This window comes from Bacteroidota bacterium (assembly GCA_016718825.1).
GTDB lineage: Bacteria > Bacteroidota > Bacteroidia > J057 > JADKCL01 > JADKCL01.
On the sequence record JADKCL010000028.1, the window covers coordinates 51,572 to 77,849 of the forward strand.

The 26,278-nt window shown below is 49.5% G+C and carries 13 protein-coding genes; 9 read left to right on the top strand and 4 right to left on the bottom strand.

The annotated features are described in order from the left end of the window. Positions 1–36: 36 nt before the first annotated feature. The 5 genes from IPN95_23020 to IPN95_23040 all read left to right on the top strand — a co-directional run bounded on the left by IPN95_23020 (position 37) and on the right by IPN95_23040 (position 7,965). A complete protein-coding gene (locus IPN95_23020; GenBank protein ID MBK9452239.1) occupies positions 37–1,947 on the top strand; it encodes a hypothetical protein in 1,911 nt (636 codons plus the stop codon). Between the two features lie 264 nt (positions 1,948–2,211). Next, positions 2,212–5,139, top strand: coding sequence for a histidine kinase (locus tag IPN95_23025; GenBank protein MBK9452240.1), 2,928 nt, complete (start codon positions 2,212–2,214; stop codon positions 5,137–5,139). A 172-nt stretch (positions 5,140–5,311) separates the two neighbouring features. After that, positions 5,312–6,325 carry a polysaccharide deacetylase family protein gene (locus IPN95_23030; GenBank protein ID MBK9452241.1) on the top strand — a complete coding sequence of 338 codons (1,014 nt, stop codon included), beginning with the start codon at positions 5,312–5,314 and terminating at the stop codon, positions 6,323–6,325. Between the two features lie 27 nt (positions 6,326–6,352). Continuing rightward, positions 6,353–7,297 carry a GNAT family N-acetyltransferase gene (locus IPN95_23035; GenBank protein MBK9452242.1) on the top strand — a complete coding sequence of 315 codons (945 nt, stop codon included), beginning with the start codon at positions 6,353–6,355 and terminating at the stop codon, positions 7,295–7,297. Between the two features lie 83 nt (positions 7,298–7,380). Beyond that, entirely contained in the window at positions 7,381–7,965 is a 585-nt protein-coding gene (locus tag IPN95_23040; GenBank protein ID MBK9452243.1) for an acyl-CoA thioesterase, read from the top strand. 5 nt (positions 7,966–7,970) lie between these two features. Here the strand turns inward: IPN95_23040 and IPN95_23045 are convergent, their stop codons facing one another. Beyond that, positions 7,971–8,315, bottom strand: coding sequence for a hypothetical protein (locus tag IPN95_23045; GenBank protein ID MBK9452244.1), 345 nt, complete (start codon positions 8,313–8,315; stop codon positions 7,971–7,973). A gap of 285 nt (positions 8,316–8,600) precedes the next feature. Here IPN95_23045 and IPN95_23050 point away from each other — a divergent pair, with 285 nt between their 5' ends. Then, a complete protein-coding gene (locus IPN95_23050) occupies positions 8,601–8,987 on the top strand; it encodes a hypothetical protein (protein MBK9452245.1) in 387 nt (128 codons plus the stop codon). 68 nt (positions 8,988–9,055) lie between these two features. On the opposite strand, the gene IPN95_23055 is transcribed toward IPN95_23050, so the two are convergent. From IPN95_23055 to IPN95_23065, 3 genes are all read right to left on the bottom strand, one after another. Then, positions 9,056–13,588 carry a choice-of-anchor L domain-containing protein gene (locus tag IPN95_23055; protein ID MBK9452246.1) on the bottom strand — a complete coding sequence of 1,511 codons (4,533 nt, stop codon included), beginning with the start codon at positions 13,586–13,588 and terminating at the stop codon, positions 9,056–9,058. A 249-nt stretch (positions 13,589–13,837) separates the two neighbouring features. Further along, a complete protein-coding gene (locus IPN95_23060; GenBank protein ID MBK9452247.1) occupies positions 13,838–20,845 on the bottom strand; it encodes a gliding motility-associated C-terminal domain-containing protein in 7,008 nt (2,335 codons plus the stop codon). Positions 20,846–21,347: 502 nt separating this feature from the next. After that, positions 21,348–22,103, bottom strand: a complete 756-nt coding sequence (locus IPN95_23065) for a prolyl oligopeptidase family serine peptidase (protein ID MBK9452248.1) — start codon at positions 22,101–22,103, stop codon at positions 21,348–21,350. A 392-nt stretch (positions 22,104–22,495) separates the two neighbouring features. Between IPN95_23065 and IPN95_23070 the strand changes: the two genes are divergently transcribed. The 3 genes from IPN95_23070 to IPN95_23080 all read left to right on the top strand — a co-directional run bounded on the left by IPN95_23070 (position 22,496) and on the right by IPN95_23080 (position 26,278). Then, the gene (locus IPN95_23070; GenBank protein ID MBK9452249.1) at positions 22,496–23,725 is read left to right on the top strand and encodes a T9SS type A sorting domain-containing protein; all 1,230 of its coding nucleotides are present in this window, start codon (positions 22,496–22,498) and stop codon (positions 23,723–23,725) included. Between the two features lie 650 nt (positions 23,726–24,375). Next, entirely contained in the window at positions 24,376–25,734 is a 1,359-nt protein-coding gene (locus IPN95_23075) for a DUF2314 domain-containing protein (protein ID MBK9452250.1), read from the top strand. A 232-nt stretch (positions 25,735–25,966) separates the two neighbouring features. Next, positions 25,967–26,278, top strand: a complete 312-nt coding sequence (locus IPN95_23080) for a winged helix-turn-helix transcriptional regulator (GenBank protein MBK9452251.1) — start codon at positions 25,967–25,969, stop codon at positions 26,276–26,278.

Here is a 26,278-nt window from a genome sequence, read left to right on the forward strand (position 1 = left end):
TATATTACAAGCTGAAACCATTTTATTGCTAACATCATGAAAGCCGCGATTCTTGCCTTTTGGGCGCTTAATCTGGGAATGTTTCTTACAGGGTTCACTCAAAACCATGCTAATCGGTGGTATTTTGGATACAATGCAGGAATAAATTTCAGTACAGGAAATGCTATCGCCGTTAGTGGGGGACAGCAGTATTCGTTTGAAGGCTGTTCGAGTTATTCGGATCATAACGGGAATTTGCTCTTTTATTCTGATGGCTTAACCATTTGGAACAAAAATCACTTGCCCATGACCAATGGTACCGGGCTAATGGGGGGGCTTTCATCAACGACCTCTGCCTTGGTGGTCCGTCATCCAGGTAATTGCCATCAGTACTTTCTTTTTACCGTTGGAGACCACATGAGTACAACGAATTCGCTCAGATACTCTATTATCGATATGTCGTTGAGTAGCGGACTAGGTGCAGTTGTCGTTGGAAGTAAGAATATTCTAATTTCGAATGGTTGTGCAGAGAAGATCACCGCCATTCGACAACAAAATGGTGTAGATTTTTGGATTGTAACGCATAGGCTTTCTAGCTCTGCGTTTGCATCTTATTCTTTGACATCCGCGGGACTAGCACCCGTACCTGTCCTTTCCTTTGTTGGGAGTTTTACAGCCTCAAACTGCATGATTGGATTCATGAAGCCGAATCATGCAGGAACTAAGCTTGTTTCAGTTCAAACATTTTGCAACAAAGCCGAGATCTTTGATTTCAACAGAAATACTGGAACATTAACTAATCCGCAGACAATTTTATCCAATCTTCCGGGTGCTTATGGAATCGAATTTTCTCCTGATGACAATATTCTTTATTTGAGCAAAGGGTATGCTGGCTGTGCGTTGTATCAAATAAACCCTAACAATGTTCTGTCTACCAACCTGATCACTAGTATTGCAGGTGATTACGTAATTGGGGGGCTTCAATTGGGACTGGATGGGAAGATCTATGTTGCCAGAACCAATTCTGGATTTTTGTCAGTAATAAATAATCCCAATATTTGGGGAGTAGGCTGTGGATATGTGGCCAACGGGTTTTCTCTTAGTCCAGGCACCTCAAGTGGTTTCGGAATAATAAGTTTTCCGCCAGAGCAAACAATTTCCTATTTTCCAAATGGATACACGATTCATGTTTCGGATACCTGCTATGCTGATAATACACAATTTGTTTCCAATGGCGTTGTTGATTATGACTCGATTGTTTGGAATTTCGGGGATCCGTCTAGTGGATTGTTGAACCACAGCGTTGGGCAATCAAGCAACCATGTGTTCTCGGCTCCAATGTCATATTCCGTTACAATGATTGTTTTTGGCTGTGAGCCGGATACAATTGTTAGGACGGTAACAATTTTACCTTGTGTCTTGCCGGTAATGCTCGAGTTGGAGGTAGAGATTAATGACGGCTTCCCAGTTCTAAATTGGTCTTCTAATATCGTTGGTGGAGCGAACTATTTCGTTGAAAAGAGCGAAAACGGAATTAGCTTTCAGGCAATAGCCGTGGCAGTCGCGAATGATCAATCAAACGACGATATTCGATTTGTCGACGGGGTACCCAATTTCGCCTCAGAAATTTGGTACCGTATTCGTTATGATGATCAGGCTGGATTTGTTACATTTTCTAATATCGTTTCAGTTCATTTGAATGATCAGGTAAGTAGGTGGATTGAAATTTTTCCCGTGCCTGTCTTGGTGGAGGAGGAGATTTCGATTGTAACAAGGATTCCAAGGATGGATTGGGTCGAAATTGAGGTTTTTGATAGTTATGGGGCATTTGTATTGAAAAAATCACTTCTAGCAAAACCTCCAATCTCCCGTTTTTATCTTCCCACAGTTGATCTTGTCTCCGGGTACTACGTGGCTCGTGCTACGTCATCCATGGGGAGCGAATCGTTTAGATTGCTAATAAGATAGAACAACATGATTGGTCTTAGGGACTTTTATTTCATTCAGGATTGAAGATATTGAATTCTATTGAACAATTCGTAAGAGTTTGAGAGCCTCTAGGCTAAATGCGGAAAATTTGAAGTTCATGAACAGATATACTCTTATATTTCCGATCTTCGATGCTAAACTCAAGATAGTCGTTACATATCAATGATTAGAATCTGTTGTAAATGCTTGTTTGTAAATGCATTGCGTTGTCTCCCTCAATGGTGCGTTCTGAAATTTATTGTCTTGATAATTTCGATCTTTCTAGTTGAGGTTGTTTACGGGCAAGCATTGCCAACATCGTTTTCACCATGTTATATTCACTTCAATGAGCTTGATGGCCTGCCAAGCAACAATATTTTCGGGGCTTTTGAAGACTCAGAGAAGTATCTTTGGTTTGCAAGTGACAACGGAGTTTCACGGTTTGATGGAATACGGTTTCAGAATTTCAGTGTAAATGACGGCCTTACGGACAACGAGGTGTTCTCGATATGGCAAGATTCCTACGAGCGGATTTGGTTTTTGACGTATTCAGGGATACCCTGCTTCTATTTTAAGGGTGCTATATTCAATCCGAATAACACAGGGTTTCTGAAGTTGATAAAGCCAGGAAACTTTCTTTCCGCCGCGTACGAAGACCATTTCGGCAATGTGTATCTAGGCTCCAAGAGTGGATTTCTTTATCGAATAGATCGCTCGAATGGCGTAACTGAAATGGCGAAATTTGAAGGTGGAGCAATTTACTCGATAATGGAGAGCCAGGATCGAAAAGTGCAAGCAATATTTTCACCTCATAAATTGGCGATATTTGGCAGCCATACCGTTACCACCATTTCATTTGGTGATTCCGTTTATTTTTATCCACCGCGGGTTGCAGCCCTGCCAAAAGGTCGATTCTTGATCGGCAATGGAAACCGATTAGAATTGTACTCGGCAAATAAGAAAGAGAGGAATTTTCAATTCGAAGAAGTCTCAGAGAATGGTGTGATTATCAATATTTTTGTTGATAAAAGTGGAAATTATTGGGTTTCAACAACGAATGGGGCATACAGAAAATCTGCTGAAGTTCCATCTTGGGATAAATATTTGGTTGGACACCATATCAGTGGAACAATCATCGATCATGAAGGCGGTGTTTGGTTCACATCCAATAAGGGAATTTATTATTCCCCGAACACTTCTATTCGATCAAATGTGAATATTGAGTCATGTGAACAAAAAGAGATAACCTGCCTAACCAAATTCAATGAAAATATCATATATGCTGGAGATCAGAACGGGAGGGTAACTTCAATTGATGTACAGAGTGGGGCGGAGCAATTCATTTTCGAAGTCCGGAATCAAGATGGGCACGAGGCTCGAATAAACCAAATTGTTGCTAATGGAGGAAATCAACTGGTGATTTTGTCCCAAGATGGGGCCTATTTGTTATTCAGAAATAATGTATTGAAACTGACGAAGGCAAATATTCGTCGGATGTTGCGGCACTCCATCTTTCAGGACTGTATTTGCTATACGTTTGGTTGGAAGAGCTTTGAGATGGATTTGTTGAATTCGTGGGAAATGGAATTGCCTTCGATGCAAGTTCCGGCACTTCGAGCTCGATGTTTCGATTTGGCGTATACTCCTTCAGGAAAGGTATGGGCGGCAACCGCTGGAGGAATTTTCGAGATCGATAACAAGGATTCAGAAGTTCCGAAGCAAATCCTCAGTCCCATTGAAGGGTTGAGGATTACCTGCCTTAGATTTGATTCGACGGGGGCATTATGGATCGGTACTGCTGGAAGGGGGTTGGTTCGTATCGATCAAATGGGGGATTTCGCAATGATGTCAGACCCTTATTCACCGAATACAACGATAAATTCCATTGTATTTTCTGGATCCGGGTCTGTTTATGCAGGGACGAATAATGGGGTGCTTCGTGTTTTAAGGTCTCAGGCGAAAGGTGACTGGCAATTGGACTGGGTGGGTAAGGAAGATGGCCTAGCGCAAGCTAGGGTTAGTGATTTGCTTCGAATTGGAAATACAATTTGGGCAGCAACTAGTTCTGGAGTAGTGGTGTTTCATGACTCCCTGTTTGACCGACATGCATTTGCTCCGTCTCCTAGAATCAATCGTTTGTCTGTCGATGCAAGTGATCGGCGGGTTGAAAGCGAGGTTATTCTGCCCTATCATCAAAATGCAATAGGGATTGGATTCATCGGGACTTCCTTCAATAGCCTTGGTGATGTTCGGTACCGCTACAGGATGGTTGGGCTCGACACCAATTGGACATATACCTCAAGGGATTTTGTTGAGTATCCCAATGTTGAGCCGGGAACTTATCGTTTTGAAGTTCAAGCCAACACGCGTAAGGGCGGTTGGAGTAGATCAAGTGCTGAACTTGGCATCATCGTTAGTGCCCCTTTTTGGAGAACGGGCTGGTTTCTGTTCATATTTCCCTTTTCAGTCTTGTCGGTTGTCATCATTCTATTGGTTGCACGAATTTCAGGAATTCAGAAGAAGAACGAGGCGGAGCGCAGAGCACTTGAGGCGGAACAGAGACTTTTGTCAGTTCAGATGAACCCGCATTTCATTTTTAATGCACTCAATTCGATGCAGGGGCACTTTTTTGTGGGGGATCTTGCCCGGTATAATGAATATTTGACAGATCTCAGTCGTGTAATTAGAACAATCTTGGAACATTCTCGAAGTACGCTAATTGGCCTCGATGAAGAAATAAGGTTTGTCACTGAATATACCAAATTGCAGGCAGCTAGGCTCAACGGGAGGTTCTCCTATCAAGTGAGTATTATGAAAGGGATGAACCCCTCCCAATTTAAAATTCCACCAATGTTGTTGCAACCATTTATTGAAAATGCAGTTCTACATGGCTTATCTCCCAAAAATTCAGAGGGACGGTTGACAATTTCGTTTTATTTAGAAAGTGGATTGATAGTATGCGTGATCGAAGATGACGGTGTTGGAAGGAAACAAGCTTCGATGGTGCCAAGCCAACAGGAGGTAACTAATAAGAAATCGCTTGCATTAGAGATTACCCAGGAACGTATCGAAATACTGAACAAGACCAAAAAAGCTAGGATTCAGCTAGTGATTGAAGACCTTGTTGATAAAATGGGTGGGGCAACAGGGACAAGAATCACCCTCCGAATGGCTAGTGATATACAATGGTGAATGGTCAGCCAACGGAATTCGCGGATGTGGAATATTTTCTGTTCTAGGCGGTTGCTTGGTTGCCTCGATCAAGGTGATCGACTTAATTTCTAGTGAACCGTGAGTTGCGAGCTGTTTTCTATTGATTTTAAAGAATGAATTCGGTTAATTTGGATTCTAAAAATTTCTATTAGTGAATATCGTTACAGCTTTTAAGAGAAGAATAGTTGCTCCAGCGCTTTACTATTCCGGATTTCCATTTCGGTCGGTGCAAAGGGGTGCCCGAAATGTGATTTTTAATTATCATGGAGTGGTGGAGGATTCTACTCGTCGTATTAACAATCGACATTTATCGAAGTCCCAGTTTGAAAAGGATCTAAATTTCTTTAATAAACGGTTCACGGTAGTACCATTAAAGGAAATATTTGAGCATCCTAGTAAGCAAAATGACGGGGGCAAAGCCAAGTTGGCGATTACTTTTGATGATGGATTCGAAAATAATTTTAAATACGCCATTCCTCTTCTTGAGAAATATAATTTTCCTGCATCAATTTTTGTGTTGTCTGCTACGCTCGATGATCCATTGTTTGTAAACTGGGCTGATTTGCTCGATGTGATATTCGCTGTAAAGACTCCTCCTAAAATTGACTTTCTTGGCTTGGAGTTTTTTCGATCGGATTATGGATACTACACAAGATCGATCCCGATTATCGCCTTGTCAGATTTCATCAAAGACCAAGGGGCTTCTAGGTTGGAACCTTTAAGGCAACTGGCTCGAGATTTGTTTAGCGATGGGGAGGTAATAAAGAGATTTGATGATCAAGTCAAACTTATGGATGCTGATCAAATTCGTGCTTGCGGAAAGAATAAACTTATTGAAATTGGTTCGCATTCACGTTATCATTTTAATCTTGGACGTATTGCTGTTGACTTGGCTAGACTCGAGATGGACAATTCGAAAAAAGAATTGGAAAGCGTGCTCCAGAAGGAGGTTTTAAGCATTGCATATCCAGATGGTGACTACACGGATGACGTAAAGGGACTTGCAGCTGATGTTGGATATACTCGCCAATTGGCAGTTGATTTTCGATTGGCAAGTGATCCTGCTGATTTGCGGATAAGGCAGCGATTTAGCTATAGTAATAGTACAACGCATGAATCAAACATGGTTCGACTTGGACTCAATTGGGAGAAATTCTCTTTCTGATGATCCTTCATATTAAATGATAAATTGATGGATGGTTATACCTTTGTTCGAATCGAAAAGAAAAGGCTGGCGGATATTCAAAAATTGTACTTGAGCTCATTCGGGTTGTCGGTAACTTTGTCTTTTCTAGAAGCAAAATATTCCACGACCAATTTTGGAAGTGAGTATTTGGGATATTTGGCCTATTCATCTGAAGGTGAACCTGCTGCGTACTATGGTATATTCCCAATGTTAATTCGCGTTGGTGGGGAATCATTGCTTATAGGGCAATCGGGTGATACAATGACCTCTCCCTCACATCGTATGAAGGGTTTGTTCGTTGAAACCGCCAAGAGAACATATGAATTGGCGAAGAAGGAAGGAGTTCAGTTTGTATTTGGATTTCCAAATGAAAACAGTTTCCCTGGATTCAAATCAAAGTTAGGCTGGGAATTCATTGATTCATTATACGATTTTCGAATGAAAATGTCGGTATTTCCATTAGCCGCCATAGTGAAGAGATTTCGTCTCCTGCATCGTCCTTGTATTACGTTTATTAATTCGCGCCTCCGGCGAATTAAGTTGCCGCTTTCGGACTTTTTGATTGAGGGCTTTAATGACCCAAACGTAGATTCGATACTTCATGACCGCCTATTTTTTGAATACAAAGTTACCAATGGTGCCACCGCCATTGCGTGGAAGGGGTTCTTGTTTTTTGTTAAAATCGATGGTGAATTGGTTATTGGTGATGTTGCAATGTTTGAATTAAGCAGGTTTGTAAGCTTTATTGATGCCTGTAGGTCTTTGGGCCGGTATTTGTATTGTCATCGCATTCTACTTTCACTGAACAAGAATCATTGGTTATTCCCTTTCTTTCAAAAGAATGAAATGGAAGGCTCAAAAGGGTTGCCAATTGGATTCTTACCAATTGGAGACCATCACTTTTCTTTCGACACGATTTCATTTAGTAGGATGGATGCAGATACATTTTGACATACATCCACGTCCGCAATGAAAGTTGTTTTTGATATTTTATTGCCTTACATAAATTGGTAAATTTAGATTTTTCAATTTTTATGGCCCTTTTCAGCTACCCCCCCCAAAAATCCACATCCGCCTCCCAGGTCACCCTCACGGAACTCATGATTCCTTCCTACGCCAATTTTGGGGGGAAGATCCATGGAGGGATCATCTTGAGCCTCATGGACAAGGCCGCTTATGCATGCGCGTCCAAGCATGCGGGGGGGTATTGCGTCACTGTCGCGGTCGAAAATGTCAATTTCAGGGAACCTATCGAGGTCGGGGACCTTGTTTCATTGATGGCTTCCATCAATTATGTCGGCAAATCGTCCATGGTCGTCGGTATTCGCGTGACGGCCGAAAATGTTGCCGATGGGATCGTGCGCCACACCAACACGTCGTACTTCACCATGATTCACAAAGGGAGTGATGGCAAACCAGCCGAAGTACCCGCCCTTAAACTGGAATCTCCCAAAGATATGCGCCGATTTGTGGAGGCCATCAAGCGGATCGAACTTCGGGGCCGCTACGAGGAAGAGCTCAACAATGAGCGAACGAGTTTGGAACTCAAATCACAATTGCATCTGCTTGACGGGAAACGTTGTGTTTTTGACCCGCACCTGCTCGATGACCATGTTTAGGCGCGTTAATCCGCAAGGAGCGTTTTGCGGTTTTGATGGCGCTTGACAAACTCTTCCATCGTTTGGTTCTCGCGAACAATGTACTTCATACCCCACGTGATGGTAAAGCTTGGAATCCAGTCGGTTCCAGGGAGCAGTTCTTCCAGAAATGTTCCAGCTCCGCCCGCGATTCCGGTTGTACCTCTAAACATGAGGAAGTTGGTGACTGCAGCGATCGGAGCCCAGGCAAGGTCCGCAATTTCAGCAATCCCGGGAATCAGAAACGTGCTCATCCCAATCGCATCCATCAAAATCGACAAAAGCAATTTGTTGGTTTTCTCCCGTTGATAAGCCTTTTCTGTTTCACCCATTGTATTTCCCATTCTGTTGAAGTCTTGATAACAAACCCATCGTTATAGCGTGAATTCATCCCAAAAGGTTACGATATCCCTTTCGTCATCTCCGAATACCCCTTCAAATTTGTTGACGAATCGATTTTTTTGGAAACAATCGTGCCGTAACTTTGAGGCTCTGGAGAGATCTCCATCTATTTGTCCTACCTAGAACCACGTAATAGCCCGAGATGTTGAGGCGGGCAGACTTGAGTTTTCCAAACGCCGTCGTGGTTGGAAAGGTTACCTAACGTTCTAAGGAGGATGAAAAGTTCAGTTTCACAAGTTCATATTGGCGAATTGATCAAATCAAGGGCCAAAGCCATGCGTTTAGGTCCCACTGAGCTGGGCGCGAGAATTGAAACCTCGAAACAGAATATCTATGGAATTTTCAAGCGTCAATCCATTGATACTGAATTGTTGACAAGGATTTCCCTGGCATTGGACTACGATTTTTTCACTCACCTCAGCCAAGCATTGGGTGAGAACCGTGAAAAGCCGCTCTTGGCACGCAAATCCAGTGGCAAGGCCAACGATCCGTATGCTTCAAGTCACCCTTTGGAACGTGAAAATGCCTATTTGCGTCGCTTGAACACGCTGCTCGAAGAAAAAGTAGCTTCCTTCGAATCGCATCCGGCTGCCGGAAAATAGGGTTCTCAAAAAGAATCGGCTCCAATGTTTTCCATTGGAGCCGATTTTTTATTGTCAAGTGTTTCCAATTACCTCACGAGCGTGACCGAGCCGGAAAACTCGCGGTCGCCTGCTTTGAGGACATAGAAATAGACACCATCTGTTACTGCTTCGCCGTCAGCAGTATTGCCATCCCAGCCCTTGGTCTTGTTGTTGGAGGTGTACAATTGGACTCCCCAGCGGTCAAAAACCTGCAAATTGAAAGCTTGATCCCCCGTGTAATTGACCACGAAAAAGTCATTCACACCATCGCCATTGGGACTGAAAACGTTGGGAATGAACAGATCAGGCGTCAGAACGACAAATGGGCCATGGGTAACCTCGGCCAAACAGCCTTCTTCGGTTTGAACCTGAAGTGTCACGAAATACGTTCCCGGTGCACTGAAAGTATGAGTCGGATTCGTTTCTGCACTGATAATTCCGTCGCCAAAGTCCCAAGTCCATGAATTTGCATGCTCCGACTTGTCGGTGAACGTCACCAATGTATTCGGAAGGGACATTTGCACTGGAAATCCAGGATTTGCAGTGAAGTCCGCGATTGCAGGATTTCCGACTTCAATGATCGAAGTCGTCGCCGTCGCAGTACATCCGCCTGGCGCAACCACCGTCAAGGAAACAGGGTAGGAGCCTGGCAAATCATAGGTATGGCTTACCACCGGAAGGTTACTCACCGGGCTGCCATCACCAAAGTTCCAAATGTAGGCGGTACCATCAGCCGAGTTTTGCGAAAATGAAACCGAATGCGGCGCACAGCCAACCGTCGGCGAATTCAAATAGGCGGCCGTTGGTTGCGGCAATACTTGCACCGTGATCGAAGCACTGTCTTGGCAGGCAGCTTCGCCCATCACCAACCAATACGTAGTCGTGGCTTTTGGGCCAGCCATTGGATTGGCCGCCGTCGGGTCATTCAAAGTGGCACCGGGTGACCAATTGTAAACATTGCCCAAGCTTCCCGTGCTGAAAAGTTGCACCGAATCATTGGCGCAAATGACCGTCGTATCGGCCTCGACAACAGCATTTACCGCAGCGCCAACCGTCACCAATACGGAGTCTTGCGTGCGACAATCGAAGTGGCGAACGTCAAAATAATAGACTGTGGAGACTGAAGGCCAGACCGTTGGCTGCAACAGCGTCGTGTCATTCATGGAGGCGCCGGGCGTCCAAGAGAAGTAAACCTGATTCACCGGAGCAGGCAATGTAGAGGTATAGCCAAAAGACGACTGCAATGTGATCGAATCCCCTTCGCAGATGTTCAAATTGGGTCCCGCATCCGCAATCGGTGTCGATTTGACCGTTACCAGCATGGAATCCAAGCTGTTGCCGCAACCGTAGCTGCTGATCGCTTGCACATAATAAAGTGTCGTGCTGTCAGGGCGCACCGTCGGATCCTCGACCGTATTGGAACCGACAAAACCAGTATTGGGACTCCAGACAAAGGTGTAGCTCGCCGTGCTGTCGCCGCTGGCAAATGCATCCAATTGCACGGATTCGCCCAGGCAAATCTCACGATCCCAACCCGCATCCACCGTAGGTTGCGTATGCACGTTCACCGTGACGGAGTCGCCATAACTTGGGCAATTGTTGCTGTAAACCACCAAGGTATAGATCGTGGTGATCGGAGGTGAGGCCATTGGGTTTGGATCGGTGCTCGTGCTCAAACCCGTCGTCGGCGACCACTCAAATTGATAGGCCGGACCGGCATTGTAGCCCAAGCCTTGAAGTTGGGCGCTGTCGCCCAAGCAGATGTCCAAATCGGGACCTGCATCTGCCACTGGAATTGGATTTACATTGACCACGACGGTGGAAACCGTATCGGTTGTGGTATAGTCACTCGTGCAACCATTTCCTGCCGTGACCACAAGCGCATAAATCGTCGTAGAATCGGGTCTTGCGCAAGGGTTCTCTATCGTCGAACTGTTCAAACCTGTCCCCGGAATCCAATTGTAAACATAAGGACCGGGAGCATTGGTGATGGTCGGATTCAGGATTTGGCAAGGTGCACTGTCGCCGCAGAGGTAAATGTCAGGTCCAGCATTGACCAAAGGTTTGGGCAATACCGTCACAAACAACGAGTCGATATTGCTCTGACAGCCATTGGCATCGGTGATTTGGACGTAATACCATTGGCTGCTGCCGGGATTGGCAAGGGGATCATTGTCAAACAGCGAATCCAAGCCGCAAATGGTTGTGCCACACCACCATGTATAAGAGTAGGCAGGTTGACCATTGGTGCCCGTTGCCAGGATTCCGACCCCACCTTCGCCCTCGCAGAAGCTCGCATCCGGTCCGGCAGTCACCACGGGCAAAGGCGTCTGTACAATCGTTTCCGTCTTGACCACGGTACATCCGTTGGCATCGGTGACCGTGACCGTAATTTGTCCGGGGCCGAGGTTGCTGATGAAAGGCGTCGTGGCGCCGGTGCTCCAAGCGTAGGAATAGGGTGTAGTTCCACCTTGTGGCAGGGCATTGGCCGTACCGTTGTTCTGTCCACAGCTTGCGATCGTGGTTGCAATTTGAACGAGCATCGGAGCGGGCTCTTGCAAAGTGATGGTATTCGAAATCGTGCAAGGATTTAAACCCGAATTCGCATCGGTGACGGTGACCGTATAGGTTCCTGCCGGTGGGGAAATGGCAGAAGAGGTAGCGCCGTTGCTCCACAGATAGGTATAGGAACCCGATCCGCCAGCCGGATTGGCGGTCACCAAACCCGTGCCGCCATTGCAAAGAATGGGGCTGAATGTCAGGCTATTGGTCAATGCGGTGGGTTGTGTGAGTGTCACGCTAGCGACGTCCGTACAACCCACGCCATCGGTAACGGTCACCGTATAAGTCCCGGCTACAACACCGTTCAAATTCGGAGTCACCGCGCCATTGCTCCACAGGTAGCTGAAACCGGGCGTTCCGTTGACAAGCGAAGAAGTAACCGCACCTTCAGGTTGGCCAAAGCAAAGGACATTGGATCCTGCAAGCGTCAAAGTAGGAGGGACGGTGACATTCACCAGGAAGCTGTCCAACTCCGAAATGCAACCGTTGTCTCCAACTTGCAGCGTGATATAGACCTGACCTGAAGAGGCCCAGTTGACTTGATAAGGGCCTTGTCCGCTGCCGGAAACCACCGTTGCACCTCCAAAATTCCAGGTATAAGTCGCATTTCCCGGCGCGTTGCCCGTGTAAGTGACGGAACCATTGAGGCCTACACAGATATTCACTGGTGCGGTGAAGTTGGCGTTCGGCAATTGCGTAACCGTCAATTGCATCGTGTCAGCACCGGTACATTGGTTGGTATCGATGCCGTTCACGATATAGGTGTACACACCCGGAGTCGATGGATTGGCCGACGGATCGGAGATGTTGGGGTTGTTGAGGCCTGTACCGGGAGTCCAGGTATAAGAAACAAAGGGAACGGTTGTGTCGCCCAACTGCGCGCCATCTCCGAGACAAATGGTTTGGTCCGGGCCGGCATTGACCATGATTTCATCATCGATGATCAAGGTTGCAGTATCCGAAACCACAAGGCCGCAAACAGTATCACTCAAAATGATGAAAATCGTTTCAGGACCTTCGGCAAGACCATCAGAAACTGCCGAAATCGGTACAAATACCGTAGATCCATTGGCAGGGAAAGTCACCGAACCCGGCAATGCAGGATAGTCAGCACCCGGTGTAGCCGTACCACCTACGGTATAACTCATCGTAAGTGCCTGCGTAGAGTCACCATCCCGGAGGAAGGTAAATCCACCATTTACGCAACCTTCGACTGCAAAATTGGAGTTTGGACTGTTGACAGCAGGCTCAACACTGAAAAAGGTCGACGCACAGCGAATGCCACCTTCCTCGAGAAACACACCTGAATCCAAGGCATCATCTCCGGCATCGGCAATCGCCAATTTGATGTGGTAAGTGCTGCATGGGATCACGGGAGATTTTGCAATCAGCGGAATCGTAAACCCGTCATATTCCACTGTGGCGCCGGTATTGTTGGTCGTAAAATAAGCTGAATTGCCGGTATTGCAGTTGGAAGGGAGTGGAAAACCTGAAAATGCGCCCACTGCGCCAATATTCACGGTATTAATGGCGATCGGGGTTGCTGTTCCGGGAATCACCGCAATGTTTTGCGTTCCGACAATGCCGGGGCCGGAAATGAAAAAGGCGAAAACGTCCGTGAAGTCCGAACAAACGAATTCATCGTATTCATCAGAGCCAAAAACATAAGAGATCTGAATCGTATCACAGGTTGCAATCAAGTCAAATTCAAGAATGCAGGCGTCTTCGGTCAAAAACGGCGTTGTCAGTGCGTTCAATTGGGCGTCGCCCGGGGCACTATGCGAGGTCGAAATTCCCCCGCTGATGTTAGGACCGGGTGCATTGGCCACGTCACCCGAAGTCAACAATACCCCGCTGGGCAAGCCAATGTTGGAGGCCGTTCCGTTGAATGTTCCTGCGGCATTGGCCGGTGAGATCATGGTGGCGTTGAATGCCGTGACCCCGGGACCGACCAACGTATTCACCAATTGTGTCGCGTTGGCGCTTGGAACCGTCGTCAACTGTGCCTTTCCCGTCATCCCAATGGAAAATGCAATCAACAAGGCCAAGTTTCGGGGACTAAATATTTTGCCGTAGTGCATACCGATTCAGATCAATTCAACTAACAATTCAACCTGTAATTTAAGCAATCCCAAAGGGGAATCCTTGCAGTTCAAGCGCCAATTTGGATGGTTCATGCAAGCCTAGGAACCGTTCGCGCATTTGCCCAAAAGAAAAACGCACCTGAGCCCTGTTGGAGCCCAAGTGCGTTTTTGATGCCAATACACTTATCTCACCAAGGTAACTTCGCCGACAAACTCGCGGTTGCCGACCTTGGCAATGTAGAAATAAACACCTTCGACCACGTCTTCCTCATTGGCATTTTTGCCGCTCCAACCCGCAGTCTTGTTCACGGTTTCCCAAAGCTTCACACCCCAACGGTCAAACACAAGGCAGGTAAACGGTTGATCACCTGAGTATTGTGGTTGGAACAGGTCGTTGATGCCATCGCCATTGGGGCTGAAGACATTCGGAATGAACAAATCAGGAATCACCACGACGTAAGGACCGTGGGTAACCTCGCCGACGCAACCATTCACGTTGCCAACCATCAGCGTCACAAAGTACTCTCCAGGAGCCGAATAGGTATGCGTAGGATCGGTTTCCGTACTCGTCATCCCGTCGCCGAAGTCCCAATACCAAGTGGTTGCATTGATGCTTTCATCCTGGAATTGCACTGTGGTGCTCGGCAAGGTCATCTGAACAGGGAAGTCCGGATTGCTGCTGAAGGCGGCGACAGCAAATTCGGTCACCTCTACCTGAATTGTTTGAATTTCGTCGCTGCATCCGCCCGGTGCCACCGCAGTCAGGGTGACCGTGTAGCTGCCTGCCGTCGTATAGGTATGGCTCGGCTGCGGAAGGTTTTCCACCGGACTGCCGTCCCCAAAATCCCAAACGTAGGCAATGCTACCGCTGGAAACCTGCGTGAAGTGCATCTCATGCGGCGCACAGCCAAAAGGTGACGAACTGATGTAATCCGCAGTCGGTGAAGGCAATACAGATAAGGTGAATTCGGAGGTGTCGTTGCAGAATCCGTCGCCAATCACCAGCGAATAAGTCGTGGTCGTCCCCGGAGAGGCCATCGGCGTCAACGAATTGGGATCGCTCAGGCCAGCGGAGGGTATCCAGTGGAATTGGTTTCCAAAGCTCGCGGAGGCATCCAAAAGGACCGAATCCAGCGCACAAATCACCGTCGTATCGGGCAATACCTGCGAAAACGCCTGCGGACCCACGGTCACGAGCACGGAATCTTCCGTGCGGCAAGTGTTGTAACGAATGTCCAAGGTATACCAAGTCGAAACCGAAGGCCAAACCCAAGGGTTCAGTTCCGTTGTATCGCTCATGGTCGCGCCGGGCGTCCAACTGAAGTAAATCTGACTGGTCGGCGCAGTGTCATTCGTGGTATAGGAATAGCTCGCCAACAACTGGATCGAATCCCCGGGGCAAACCGTCAAATTGGGTCCGGCCTCCGCCCACGGTGCCGGTTTCACGGTCACCAGGGCTGAATCCATTGCACTTCCACAGCCCCAGCTACTTGTTGCCGTGACATAATAAGTGGTCGTCTGCGTTGGCCCCACCGTCGGATCCTCCACATCTGCACTTCCGCCGATTCCTGCATTGGGCCACCAATGGAAAGTATAGCCTGCCGTCGAATCGCCACTCGCCATCGCATCGAGCAAAATCGAATCCCCCGGACAAATTTCACGGTCCCAACCCGCATCGACAGTGGGCAAGGTGTGTACGTTCACCCGCGCCGTGTCACCGTAGCTTGGGCAACCATTGCTCCAGACCACCAAAGTATAATCTGTCGTTAAAGCCGGCGAAGCAAAGGGACTTGCCACCAAACTATCGCTCAAGCCATCGCCAGGTGTCCATTCGAAGGCATAAACCGGACCCGCGCCCGAAGCTGTGCCTTGCATTTGCACCGAATCCCCGAAACAGATATGACGGTCAGGTCCTGCATTCGCAATTGGGACCGGATTCACAAATACGGTCACTGTCGACAGTGTATCCGTCGTCGTATAATCGCTCGTACATCCGTTGCCAGCCGTCACCAACAGCGTGTAAATCGTGGTGGTATCGGGCCTTGCGCAAGGATTCATGATCGTCGCATTGTTCAATCCCGTACTCGGAATCCAGAGATAGGTATAGGGGCCAGTTGCGCCCGTGATCGTCGGCGTCAAAATTTCGCAAGGCGCCGCATCTCCGCAGAGCACGATGTCAGGACCTGCATCCACGATCGGCTTGGGCAATACCGTCACAAACAACGAATCGATATTGCTGTAGCAGCCATTCACGTCAGTCACCTGCACGTAGTACCATTGTGAAGCCGTCGGATTGGCATTCGGATCATTGTCAAACACGGAATCCAAGCCGCAAGGCGGATTGGCGCACCACCAGTTGTAATAATAGGTCGGCGTTCCTGAAGAAGGTGTTGCAAAAATGATCGTGCCACCTTCACCTTCGCAAACGGTGACATCAGGTCCTGCTGTCACCACCGGCACCGGAATCTGACCCACCGTGGCTGGCAAAACCAAGATACAACCGCGCGCATCGCTTACGGTAACACTGTAATTGCCGGGTGCAAGCCCCGTGGCATAAGAACCATTTTGTACCGGCACCGAATTCCACTGATAGGAGTAAGGCGGCGTTCCGCCAGAGGCGACGACACCTGCCGTTCCGTTGGGAATGGTCAAATTACAGCCGTTGGGCGTAGTTACCACGGTTCCTGCCAATTGGGAAGGCTCCGTAATCGTCACTGTAAGGTTGTCGCGGCAGCCGTTTTGGTCTGTGACCGTCACGGTATATGTGCCGGCGCTCAAGTTCAAGGCATTGGCCGTCGTTTGGGTCGGCGTGGTGCTCCAAGCATAGGTGTAGGGTCCGACGCCGCCGGAAGTTGTGACCGATGCCCCGCCATCGTTGCCGCCGAAGCAGGTCACCATATTGAGGCCACTGAGCGTCAAGGAAGGACTTCCAGCTTGGAAAATGAAAAAGTTGGAGACCCTTTGGCAGCCGTTGTCGTCCGTGACGGTGACAATATAACTGCCGCCGCCGAGTCCAGTCGCATTCGGACCCGTTTGCCCGTTGCTCCAGGTGTAGGAATATGGAGGCGTGCCGCCATTGCCGCTTGCGGTTGCGCTGCCGTTGGGCAATCCGCAAATCGCGCCGACGGTGGTGACCGTTGCCACGAGCAATGTCGGGTGTGTAATCGTAAATTGGATCGAATCCACGCAGCCGGCGCTGTCTGTCGCCCACGCCCAATAGGTGCCTGCGCTCAAGCCCGATACGCTAGTGCCCGTTTGCACGGGCGTGGTGCCCCAACTGATCGTAATCGGTGCCGTCCCCAGCGTCGTAGTCGCCGTTGCAGCGCCGTCGTTGCCTTGGAAACAGGAAACATTGGTGATCGAAGGCAAGGAAATGACGGGTGCAGGATTGGATTGGATCGTGATGCTGTCCACCGCCGTACAACCCAACAGGTCGGTAACGGTGACGGTATATGTGCCAGGCAAGAGCCCCGTTGCCGTTGCAGTTGCCTGCGCAGGTGAGGTGTTCCAGACATAGGAATAACCGCCATTGCCACCCGAACCCGTTGCAGTGGCTGTACCGTTGGGCTGTCCACAGTAAGAATTGGTCTGGGTGAAAGCAATTGCCACAGGTGTGGGTTCAATCACGGTGATGCTGTCGACCACGGAGCAACTTGCATTGCCTGTGAGCGTCGTCGTCGATGTGATGAGGACATTGTTGATCGCCACGGAGGGATCGGTGCCTACGCCGTCATCGTTGTTGGTCCAGTTAAATCCGATGCGCAGGTTGGGGATGTTCCAGGTATTCGGAGGCAAGACAAACGAAGCCGCCGTCCACTGTCCTTGGCCGCTGAGGCAGTTGACCGACTTGATGGATGGGCTGAGTTGCGTCCATCCGAAGCCGTCGTTGTACCAAACCGAGGCATTGTCGATCAGGGCATCGCCCATTGAGATGAAATCAAAGGTCAGGGTCAAGTTGCTGAATCCCGTCGTATTGATCACTGGAGATTCGGCACGCATATTCGTTTCAGGGCAAAAGAGAATGCCGCACAATCCGCCAGCATCATAGGCAGCACCGCCGCCAGGGAAAAATACACTCGTGATATGCAGCGAATTGTTGCCGTTGCTTGCCACGCCGCAACCCGGAGGAATCACCCCGCCTTCGTTGTCGTTGATCACCCAGAAGTTAGGATCGGTCCCATTGACACCTGTTGGAACGTTGAGCGTCCATGCTGGCGCAGGATCAAATGTTTCGTTGTACACGGTGACATTCTGCACGCTGCTGCCGCCCGTGGTGTCCGTGACCGTCACATAATAGGTACCCGCAGCCAATCCGCAAATGGTGTCGTTGCTGCCGCCATTGCTCCATTGGTAAATGAAATTGCCACTTGGGCCCCCCGATGCGGTTACAATCGCGCAACCATCCGAGCCACCGTTGCAGCTCACAACAGTCATCGAAGTGTTGGTCACAATCGCAGCCGGCTGCGTCAAAGTCACGCTGATGGTATCGGTGCAGCCGTTGTTGTCTACGACAGTCGCAACATAAGTGCCTGCTGTCAAGCCAGAGATGCTGTCGCCCGTCATGCTGTTGCTCCACGTAACGGTGTAGCCAGGTGTGCCGCCGGTATGCGTCACCACTGCCGAACCGTCATTGCCGCCAAAGCAGCTGACATCGTAACCGGTGATTCCCAATACCACAGGACTGGGTTCGGCAACCACAATGGTGTCGATCCGTTGGCAAAGAACCGGGCCGACTGTCAACGATCCAGGTCCCGTCACACGTACATCATTCAAGGCTACCGAAGGATCGGTGCCAATACCATCGTCGTTGTTGGTCCAGTTGAATCCGATTTGAAGTGCAGGAACATTCCAACAAGCAGGAGGGAGGGCAACGGTATTGTTGGTCCATTGGCCTTGGCCGCTGAGACAATTGATGCTTTTGATCGATGGCGTCAGCATCGTCCAACCCAATCCGGCATTGTACCAGACCGAGGCGTTGTCGAGCAAACCATCGCCCATCGAGATAAAATCATAGCTGAGCGTCAAGTTATTCTGACCCAAAGTGCTGAAGGCCGGGGACTCGGCACGCATGTTGGTTTCGGGGCAAAACAAAATGCCGCAAAGTCCGCCTGCATCGTAGGCAGCTCCGCCCGCAGGGAAAAATACACTCGTGATATGCAAGGTTTTATTGCCATTCGTCGCGACCCCACAACCGGGCGGAATCACCCCACCTTCGTTGTCATTGATCACCCAGAAGTTCGGGTCCAAACCATTGACACCTGTTGGCACATTCAATGTCCAAGTCAAGGCTCCGTCGAAGGTCTCGTTAAAAAGGACGACCGGACCGGTTCCTTGGCCAATCACGGAAGAGGTATCCGTCACCGTGATCGTATACGTACCCGCCGAAAGTCCGCAAATATTGGCGAGCGTATCGCCGGTGCTCCAGAGATAATGGTAATTTCCGTTTCCACCGCTGACATTCGCGGTGATGCAGCCCGTGGTATCGCCATTGCAAAGCACATCCACCACATTATAAGTAGCAGTCAGCGGACTCGGTTGGCTGATGGTTCCGGAAATGGTGGCCGTACACAGTGCGGTTGTCGTCAAGTTGCGCTGCGTGGTGTCGGTCAGGGTCACCGTGTAGTTTCCCGGAGGGAGGCTGCAAATCGTGTCATTCGTCGAACCATTGCTCCAGAGAAAGGAATAATTGCCACTTCCTCCGCTTGCTGAAACGCCAAGACAACCATCCGCTGCGCCATTACAACTGACATTTTGCTGATAGTTGAGCGTCAAAACCAGCGGAGTAGGTTGCGTAATGGTCACGCTCGCCGTCGAAGTACAGCCCGCGCCATCGGTCACGGTTACGGTAAAAGTGCCCACGCCGAGCCCCGTTGCTGTGGCCGTCGTTTGCACCGGAATCGTGCTCCAGGCATAACTGTAGTTCGGGATTCCGCCGGCGACCGTTGCCGTGGCCGAACCGTCGTTGGCTCCATTGCAGGAAATATTGAGCGAATTGCTGATGGATGCTACCGGAGGCGTATAGGGATTGATCGTAAACGTCTGAGGAAAAGTACATCCCGCTGCATCCGTTACCGTTACGCTATACGTGCCCGCAGACAGATTGCTGATGCTGCTCACGTTGCCAAAACTCGGTGACCAAGTGTAGGTATATCCCGGAGTGCCACCTTGAGGCGTCAGGCTGATGTTGCCAAGTGACGTACAATTGATCTGATTCACAACCGGATTGATCGCCGTAATGCCGTTAGGAATGCTCACCTGCAAGGTGTCGCGCACTACCACGGTCGAATTGTCGCAATTCGTATAGGTGACCTGTGCGTAGTAACTCTGCGTCGAACTCGGGCAAACGGTTGTGGCATTTCCTGTTGCGATAGCGACGGGATTGCCAACTTGGAACCATTGTGTGACATAGTTTTGTGGACCCGCGGGAACGAATCTCCACGCATTGTTGCTCGTGCTCCATACCGATGGAAAATTGCGTCCGGGTACAACCGTTGCGGCTGTGCCAGCGGCATTTTGGATGCCATGAATCGCATAACCACCGTTCCACGAACTACAAGTAGGTTTGTTGGCAATATAGGTTTCAATGATATTGGTTGTTTCGTAGATGACTGTTTGTTGTCTGGCGATCAGGTTGTTGCAATCATACATCGGGATCTGGTTGAAGGAAACCACCAAGACCCGGCAAGGCGCAGTCCCGTACACCTGCCAATAAATCGTACCGCCAACGCTGGGATCCGTATCGTGAAAAGGGCCGCAAATACTGTTGAGCACGTCGGTATTTCCCGGGATGCCGGAACCGATAACCCATTGGTTAAAACCGTTTGCATAACCAAGGTTGAACGAAACGACCCCATTCGACCCGATCACGCACTGATTGTACATGTTGCCATAAAAGCAGAAGTTGAAGGGTAGGTTGATGATATTGGACCAACGGTCATCAATGTTGACGATGATCGGCGTACCCGTGGTATAAGAATAAGGTGTGTACGGAATCTGCTGTGCATTATAGGTCGTCGGCGCAAAGCCGGACACCGGTACCGCGTTCAGGTTCGCGCAGTTGTTGGCGCAAGTCACCGCCTGATTCGGTCCCGCATTCACCCCCGGACAAGAAATCGTTGGTTGCGCCCATGCCAGGCAGCCCAAAGCAACAAAAACGAGCGATAAGACAAAGCGCGTAAGCATTTTTTCCATGACTATCCCTTCCTATTCCAATTTTCTACCGACACCTGTGAATCCCAAAAGGCCGATTCGACAAGCAAATTCACCCAAAAAACACCCTGCAAGCCCCCCAAAGGACGATCCCGCAAGATGCAGCGATGAATGTAGTCATTTATCTTAGAATGTGGATAATTTGAAAAATTGATTTTTGTCGCTAATAGGACAGGGAGATTGAGCAGGCGAATGCAGTTGCGCTGCACAATCGCGAATTCAACCGCAGAGCGAGGAGCCAAGCCAAATGATTTTCCACGAAAATCCAGCGCAACCGCCCCCTCTCCACGACATTTTCCGCAAGGAAAATTCGTGGAGAGGGGCCGGGGGTGAGGCGACAAACTAGGTTGGGAAATCCTTGGATTTCAGACATCTATGCTCATCCATCCCCACGCTCAACCCACCCAAAAACAAAAAGTCCGATTTGGACATTCCCAAATCGAACTTTTTGCATTCTCTCACACATTCACTCTAACACTCACTCTCAATTCGCTTGTCCCATCGGCGCCGAAGGCGCAACAGGTGCCGCGGGCGTTGCCGGCTTCACGCAGGGCTTTTTGACCTGCTTGAACAGCCATTCGTACATACCATCGCTGCTCATCACGCTTGCGAGTTGGCTATGACCCCAATTGTCATAGACTTTGTAGGTCAAATTCATGCCGCCATTGCAGGCCGTGATGGCTTTAACCATCTTCTCCGACTCCGAAATCGGCACTGCATTGTCCAACTTGCCATGCTGAATCCACAATGGCAATTGTGCCAGGTTGCAACCGTCACTCGGATTGCCACCGCCGCACAAAGCAACGGCTGCCGTCACACGTTCGGGGTACTTGCCCGCGAAATGCAGCGTGCCGTAGCCGCCGAGGCTCATGCCTACGACATATACGCGGCTGCTGTCGGTATTGTAATTGCTTTGTACCCAGTCGAGCACCTTCAGGATTTTGTCCGGATCCCAGGCCGAACCCGGTTTCACCTGCGGCGCAAAGACAATCGCAGGAATTTTACGTCCGCGGGTGATTTCCGTGATCACACCATAGCGTTTTACGAGTTCCAAGTCCGTGCCTGACAGGCTGCGGCCATGAAGGAAGATCATCACAGGCGGTTTGGCCTTTACGATGGAGTCTGCAGGCAAATAGAGCCAAAATGGATACTCGGTTTTGCCCTTCATTTGCTGCAATTGAGCCTGCGCGCCCGCGCTCAGCACCAACAGCAACAACATCAACATTATATTCCGTTTCATACAATTCCGGACCGGAAATGCCGATCCCAATCGAACCAATTTGGTAACCAATAGGGTGACCTCCTCATGATCCGACCCGCAAAGATACAACTTTTTTTGATAGGGGAGGCGTCGGAGGCGGTGGCCTCCGGCCACACGCCGATCGACCACTCCCCGGAGCCTGCTCAGAGCGAAGCGTGGAGGCGGTATTTCAGTTCTTCACGCATTCACAGTTGCCAATGCTGAGAGGCCTCCTGTTTGGCCACTCACCAAGGCCGCATCACCGCCCCAAAACACCGAAGGAACTCCAATTCCTGGCGCAATTCATCCCTCGCGATCTCCCATTTCCCCGAAACAATCTTTCACGTGAGCCAGTTAAGCCTATCTATCGAAAGCGTTTCTCGACCTCCAGTATGAAAAAGCAATTCTACTTTCTACTCTTCTTGCTTGCTGTTGCCACGAGTTCATCTGCGCAAATCAAATTGATCGGGCTACACTACGATCCGGGCTTCGGTACCATCGACGTTGCACGCTGGGACGCCGTCTCGGGGAATGTTCTGAATGCCGTGCCAACCACTGCCAATGGTGCAGTTTCAGGTAGTTCCGTCCATGATGCCTATGCCGGCAGGTATTACTTCAAGGCCCCCAGCAATCTGGTAAGTATCGGCTTTTCACCGGATACGGTTCAAACGCTTTCGCCCGTCGAACTCTCCACAAGCGCAGAAATCGACATGGCCAATGGAAAAATCTTCGGCGTGCTGCCCAATGCGCTGTACGATACCAATGGGATCTATATCGGTTCGCAGTTGGAATTTTTGGAATACAACATCCTCAACGGGACAGAATCAACGATCGGCACCATTCCCAACAACGAAGGGGTTTTATCCGATGCGAGTGCCTATGACTCCAACACCGGAACCTACTATTTTCTCGGGATCGACAGTGCGCTTGGCCTCTGCCTCTACAGCGTTCCTACACGTGCGCCACAGTTTTCGAGCAGCAAAGTGGTATTCAATGCCGGTGTGAGGGTGGTGCTCGACCTCGAATTCGACAACCAAAACGACATTTTGTACGCATTGGCCTTTGATGACTTCAACTTGCCGCAGCGCAACGCCGAGATTGACGTGGTCGATCGCTTGACAGGTAACCTGAGTTTGGAAATGAGTTTCCCGGGCTTGGAAACCTATGTTTCGGGCACATCCTGCTTTGACAACGCCACCGGCAGCTTCATCTTCCTGGCGGGCGATTCCACCAACAACTTTGAAACACGGATTTACAACACCGTATCCAACACCTTGATCAACGGTACCTTGCCTTTCGGCAGCTTCAGCGAATTCCAATGCGACAATACCGCCTTTGCTTTCGCGAAATACGGTACGGTAGTTGCTGCCGAACCGCTTGCAGCGGCCTTCACCGTCTATCCGAATCCAGCCCAGGACCGTCTTATCGTCATCTTCCCCAATTCACTCACGCAGCCCATCCAACTGGAAATCCTCAATGCCATCGGTCAACGGATCGACGTCAGACAGGCGACCTCCACGCAAACGGACTGGGACTGCCGACGCCTTCGCGGATGGCGTGGCGCGGTACAGTCGCAGCCGCGCGTGCCGGGAATGGGGACAACCAAGTTGATCGTGCGCTGAGAATTGACATTGATCCTGCGGCCAAGTTTGATCTATGGTTCTCCACCAGGGTAAGGCTAAGCCGTGAAACTTAGGTGGAATCAAATCGCCCAAACTAGTCTTCCCTTTTGGGAGGGTTTTTCCGTGAACTGGGGTCGACCCAGTTCCGGACTTTCGGTGAGGCTAGGTTGAATGAATCTAACGGTAATTGATGCATTAACCTTACCGCCACGATCACGCCGCCCCCCCGCGGGCGGGGGGGGCGGGGGGGGCCGCGGGGGGGCTTGTTCTGAAATTCATATCAAGCTTAATGAGATGAATTTCAGTACCAACGTATTCGTGGCTCAATAAATGGATGAATCTTCAGATCAGCGAAGCTAATTGCCGGCCCGCTTCAGCCGCCGGACTCCAAAATGGAAGGTGCAGAAAATGGAAAGCTTCGTTTTGGTTGGATTAGGTCACCTTACGCGGGCAACAAAAGGCAAAACAGCTGCGCCTAAGCTGCCCAAAAATTCTCACACCTCCGAACGAAACAGTAAATCCGAATTCGATCCAATGGGAGCGTTCCAAGAGTTGGCAGCGCATAAATCCTGTGTTTTCAAACCATTAAATTGTAACTTCACATCAAACCCTTGAAAAACATGGCTACACGTTCACTAAGAAGATCTTTTATGCTCAGCTTGGCTGCCCTTTGTTGGATTTGCCTTGCGAACTATGGTTGCAAAGAAACTGCGAAGAATGTAGAATCCGTCGACCTCGCTACCCTTCCGCAGGGTGATTTGGCCGACTCGACGTTCATGACCGTATTCGATTTTTTCACGCTCGAAGGAAGTATTGACACGACGGACCTGATGAAGGCTTTCCAAGCAGCATTTGCGGATTTGCCGATCTGGGATTCGATCCCGGAAGACATCGGGCAGGGTGGGAGGTTGTTTGCATATTTTCCCGATGCCCAGAAGGACCTGCCACCGGGAGATGTCGAATTTCTCTCCTATGCAGCGGCGCGACTGGACCTTGCACAGCAGCAAGCCCTTTCAAAGTCGCGCGAATGCGTCTCCCTTGCGCTTGTTGGGCCCCGCGCCGATCGATGGCAGCTCAACCGCCGTTTCTGTAAATTCATGGCGGACTATGCGCAAGGAAAATCACTGGTCATTTTTGACGAATCCTGCAGGGAATATGACAGCCCGATGACGTGGACCGAGCGGAAATTACAGCCGTGGACTGCAGAAATGCCGCAAATTCCCTTCCATGTCGTGCAACATGCCTACCGCGAAGAAGATGGCTTTTGCCGTATCGTGAGCATCGGGATGGAAAAATTTGGGCTGCCGAATATTGTGATCAACAATGCCGTTTGTTCCGCACAAAATCAGCTCAGCAGTCTCATCAACCTGATGGCACAAACGCTGGCTGAAAATAGCAATATCCCATCCCCGGGTGCCCTGAATTTGGACATCGAATCCCTTAAGGACACACTCGTTCGCAATCAGATGCGCGCTGAAATCAACGACATGGCCTCCGGAAAAGGCATCGCCTACATTCGGTTTGCAGAGAAGGAAGAAGGTGATTCTCCCGGTCCCTTGCTTGAATTGTATTCCTATGACGCGAAATATTCCAATCAGCAAGAATATCAAAATGACCTTGTCACCGGGATATTTGGTGCTACGGACACCCTCATCAACACCGATAGCGACAACGCCGAATTGCAGGCAGCAAGTGACCGCGCAAAGGCGGAATTGCCCAAAATCCAGGAGAGATTTAACAAGGGCCTCCGTCCGCAGGAGGTGCTCCTCGTCAAACTGCCCTTCGAAACCGATGAAGGAGGCGTAGAATGGATGTGGGTGGAAGTGATCGAATGGAAAAACGATGAAATCAAAGGTACGCTCAGCAACGATCCATACTACATTGCCGACCTCAAGGCCGGAGCCGCCGTCACAGGCGATGCGGATGATATTTTTGACTACATGATTCAAGGACCGAATGGCGAAGAAGGCAATGAAACCAGCAAGGTGATTGAAAGAATGCAGAATTGATGTGCGTTGGGCCGTTGGCAATCTACCGTTGGCTTCAACGACACGGATAGCGGAAACGCATGTATAATAAGGTGGATCCGCGCAATGGATTTTCTCCGCTTGATCCCCTCCATCGATAGACGCGGTATGGATTCCGATTGGCGTGACGAACGGATAATCTCCCGAAAAAAAATCTTCCCGGCCATTGCGCAACCAAATGATTGCTTATATATTTGCATCCAAATGGTTGCTTATGGAAAGTAGAAGAGATGTATTCCAAGCGATAGCCGACCCCACGAGGCGCGCCATCATTGCTTTGATCGCATTCCAAGCAATGACGCCCAATGCCATCGCAGACAATTTTCAGACCAGCAGGCAGGCCGTGTCCAAGCATTTGCGCATCCTCACCGAATGCGATATCCTACGGCAACAGCAGGCAGGAAGGGAGATTTATTACCACTTCAACCCCGTCAAAATGAAGGAAGTATCCGATTATGCCGAGCAGTTCCGCAAACTGTGGGATACCCGCTTCGACCAATTAGATCAATTGTTATCCACCCTTTAA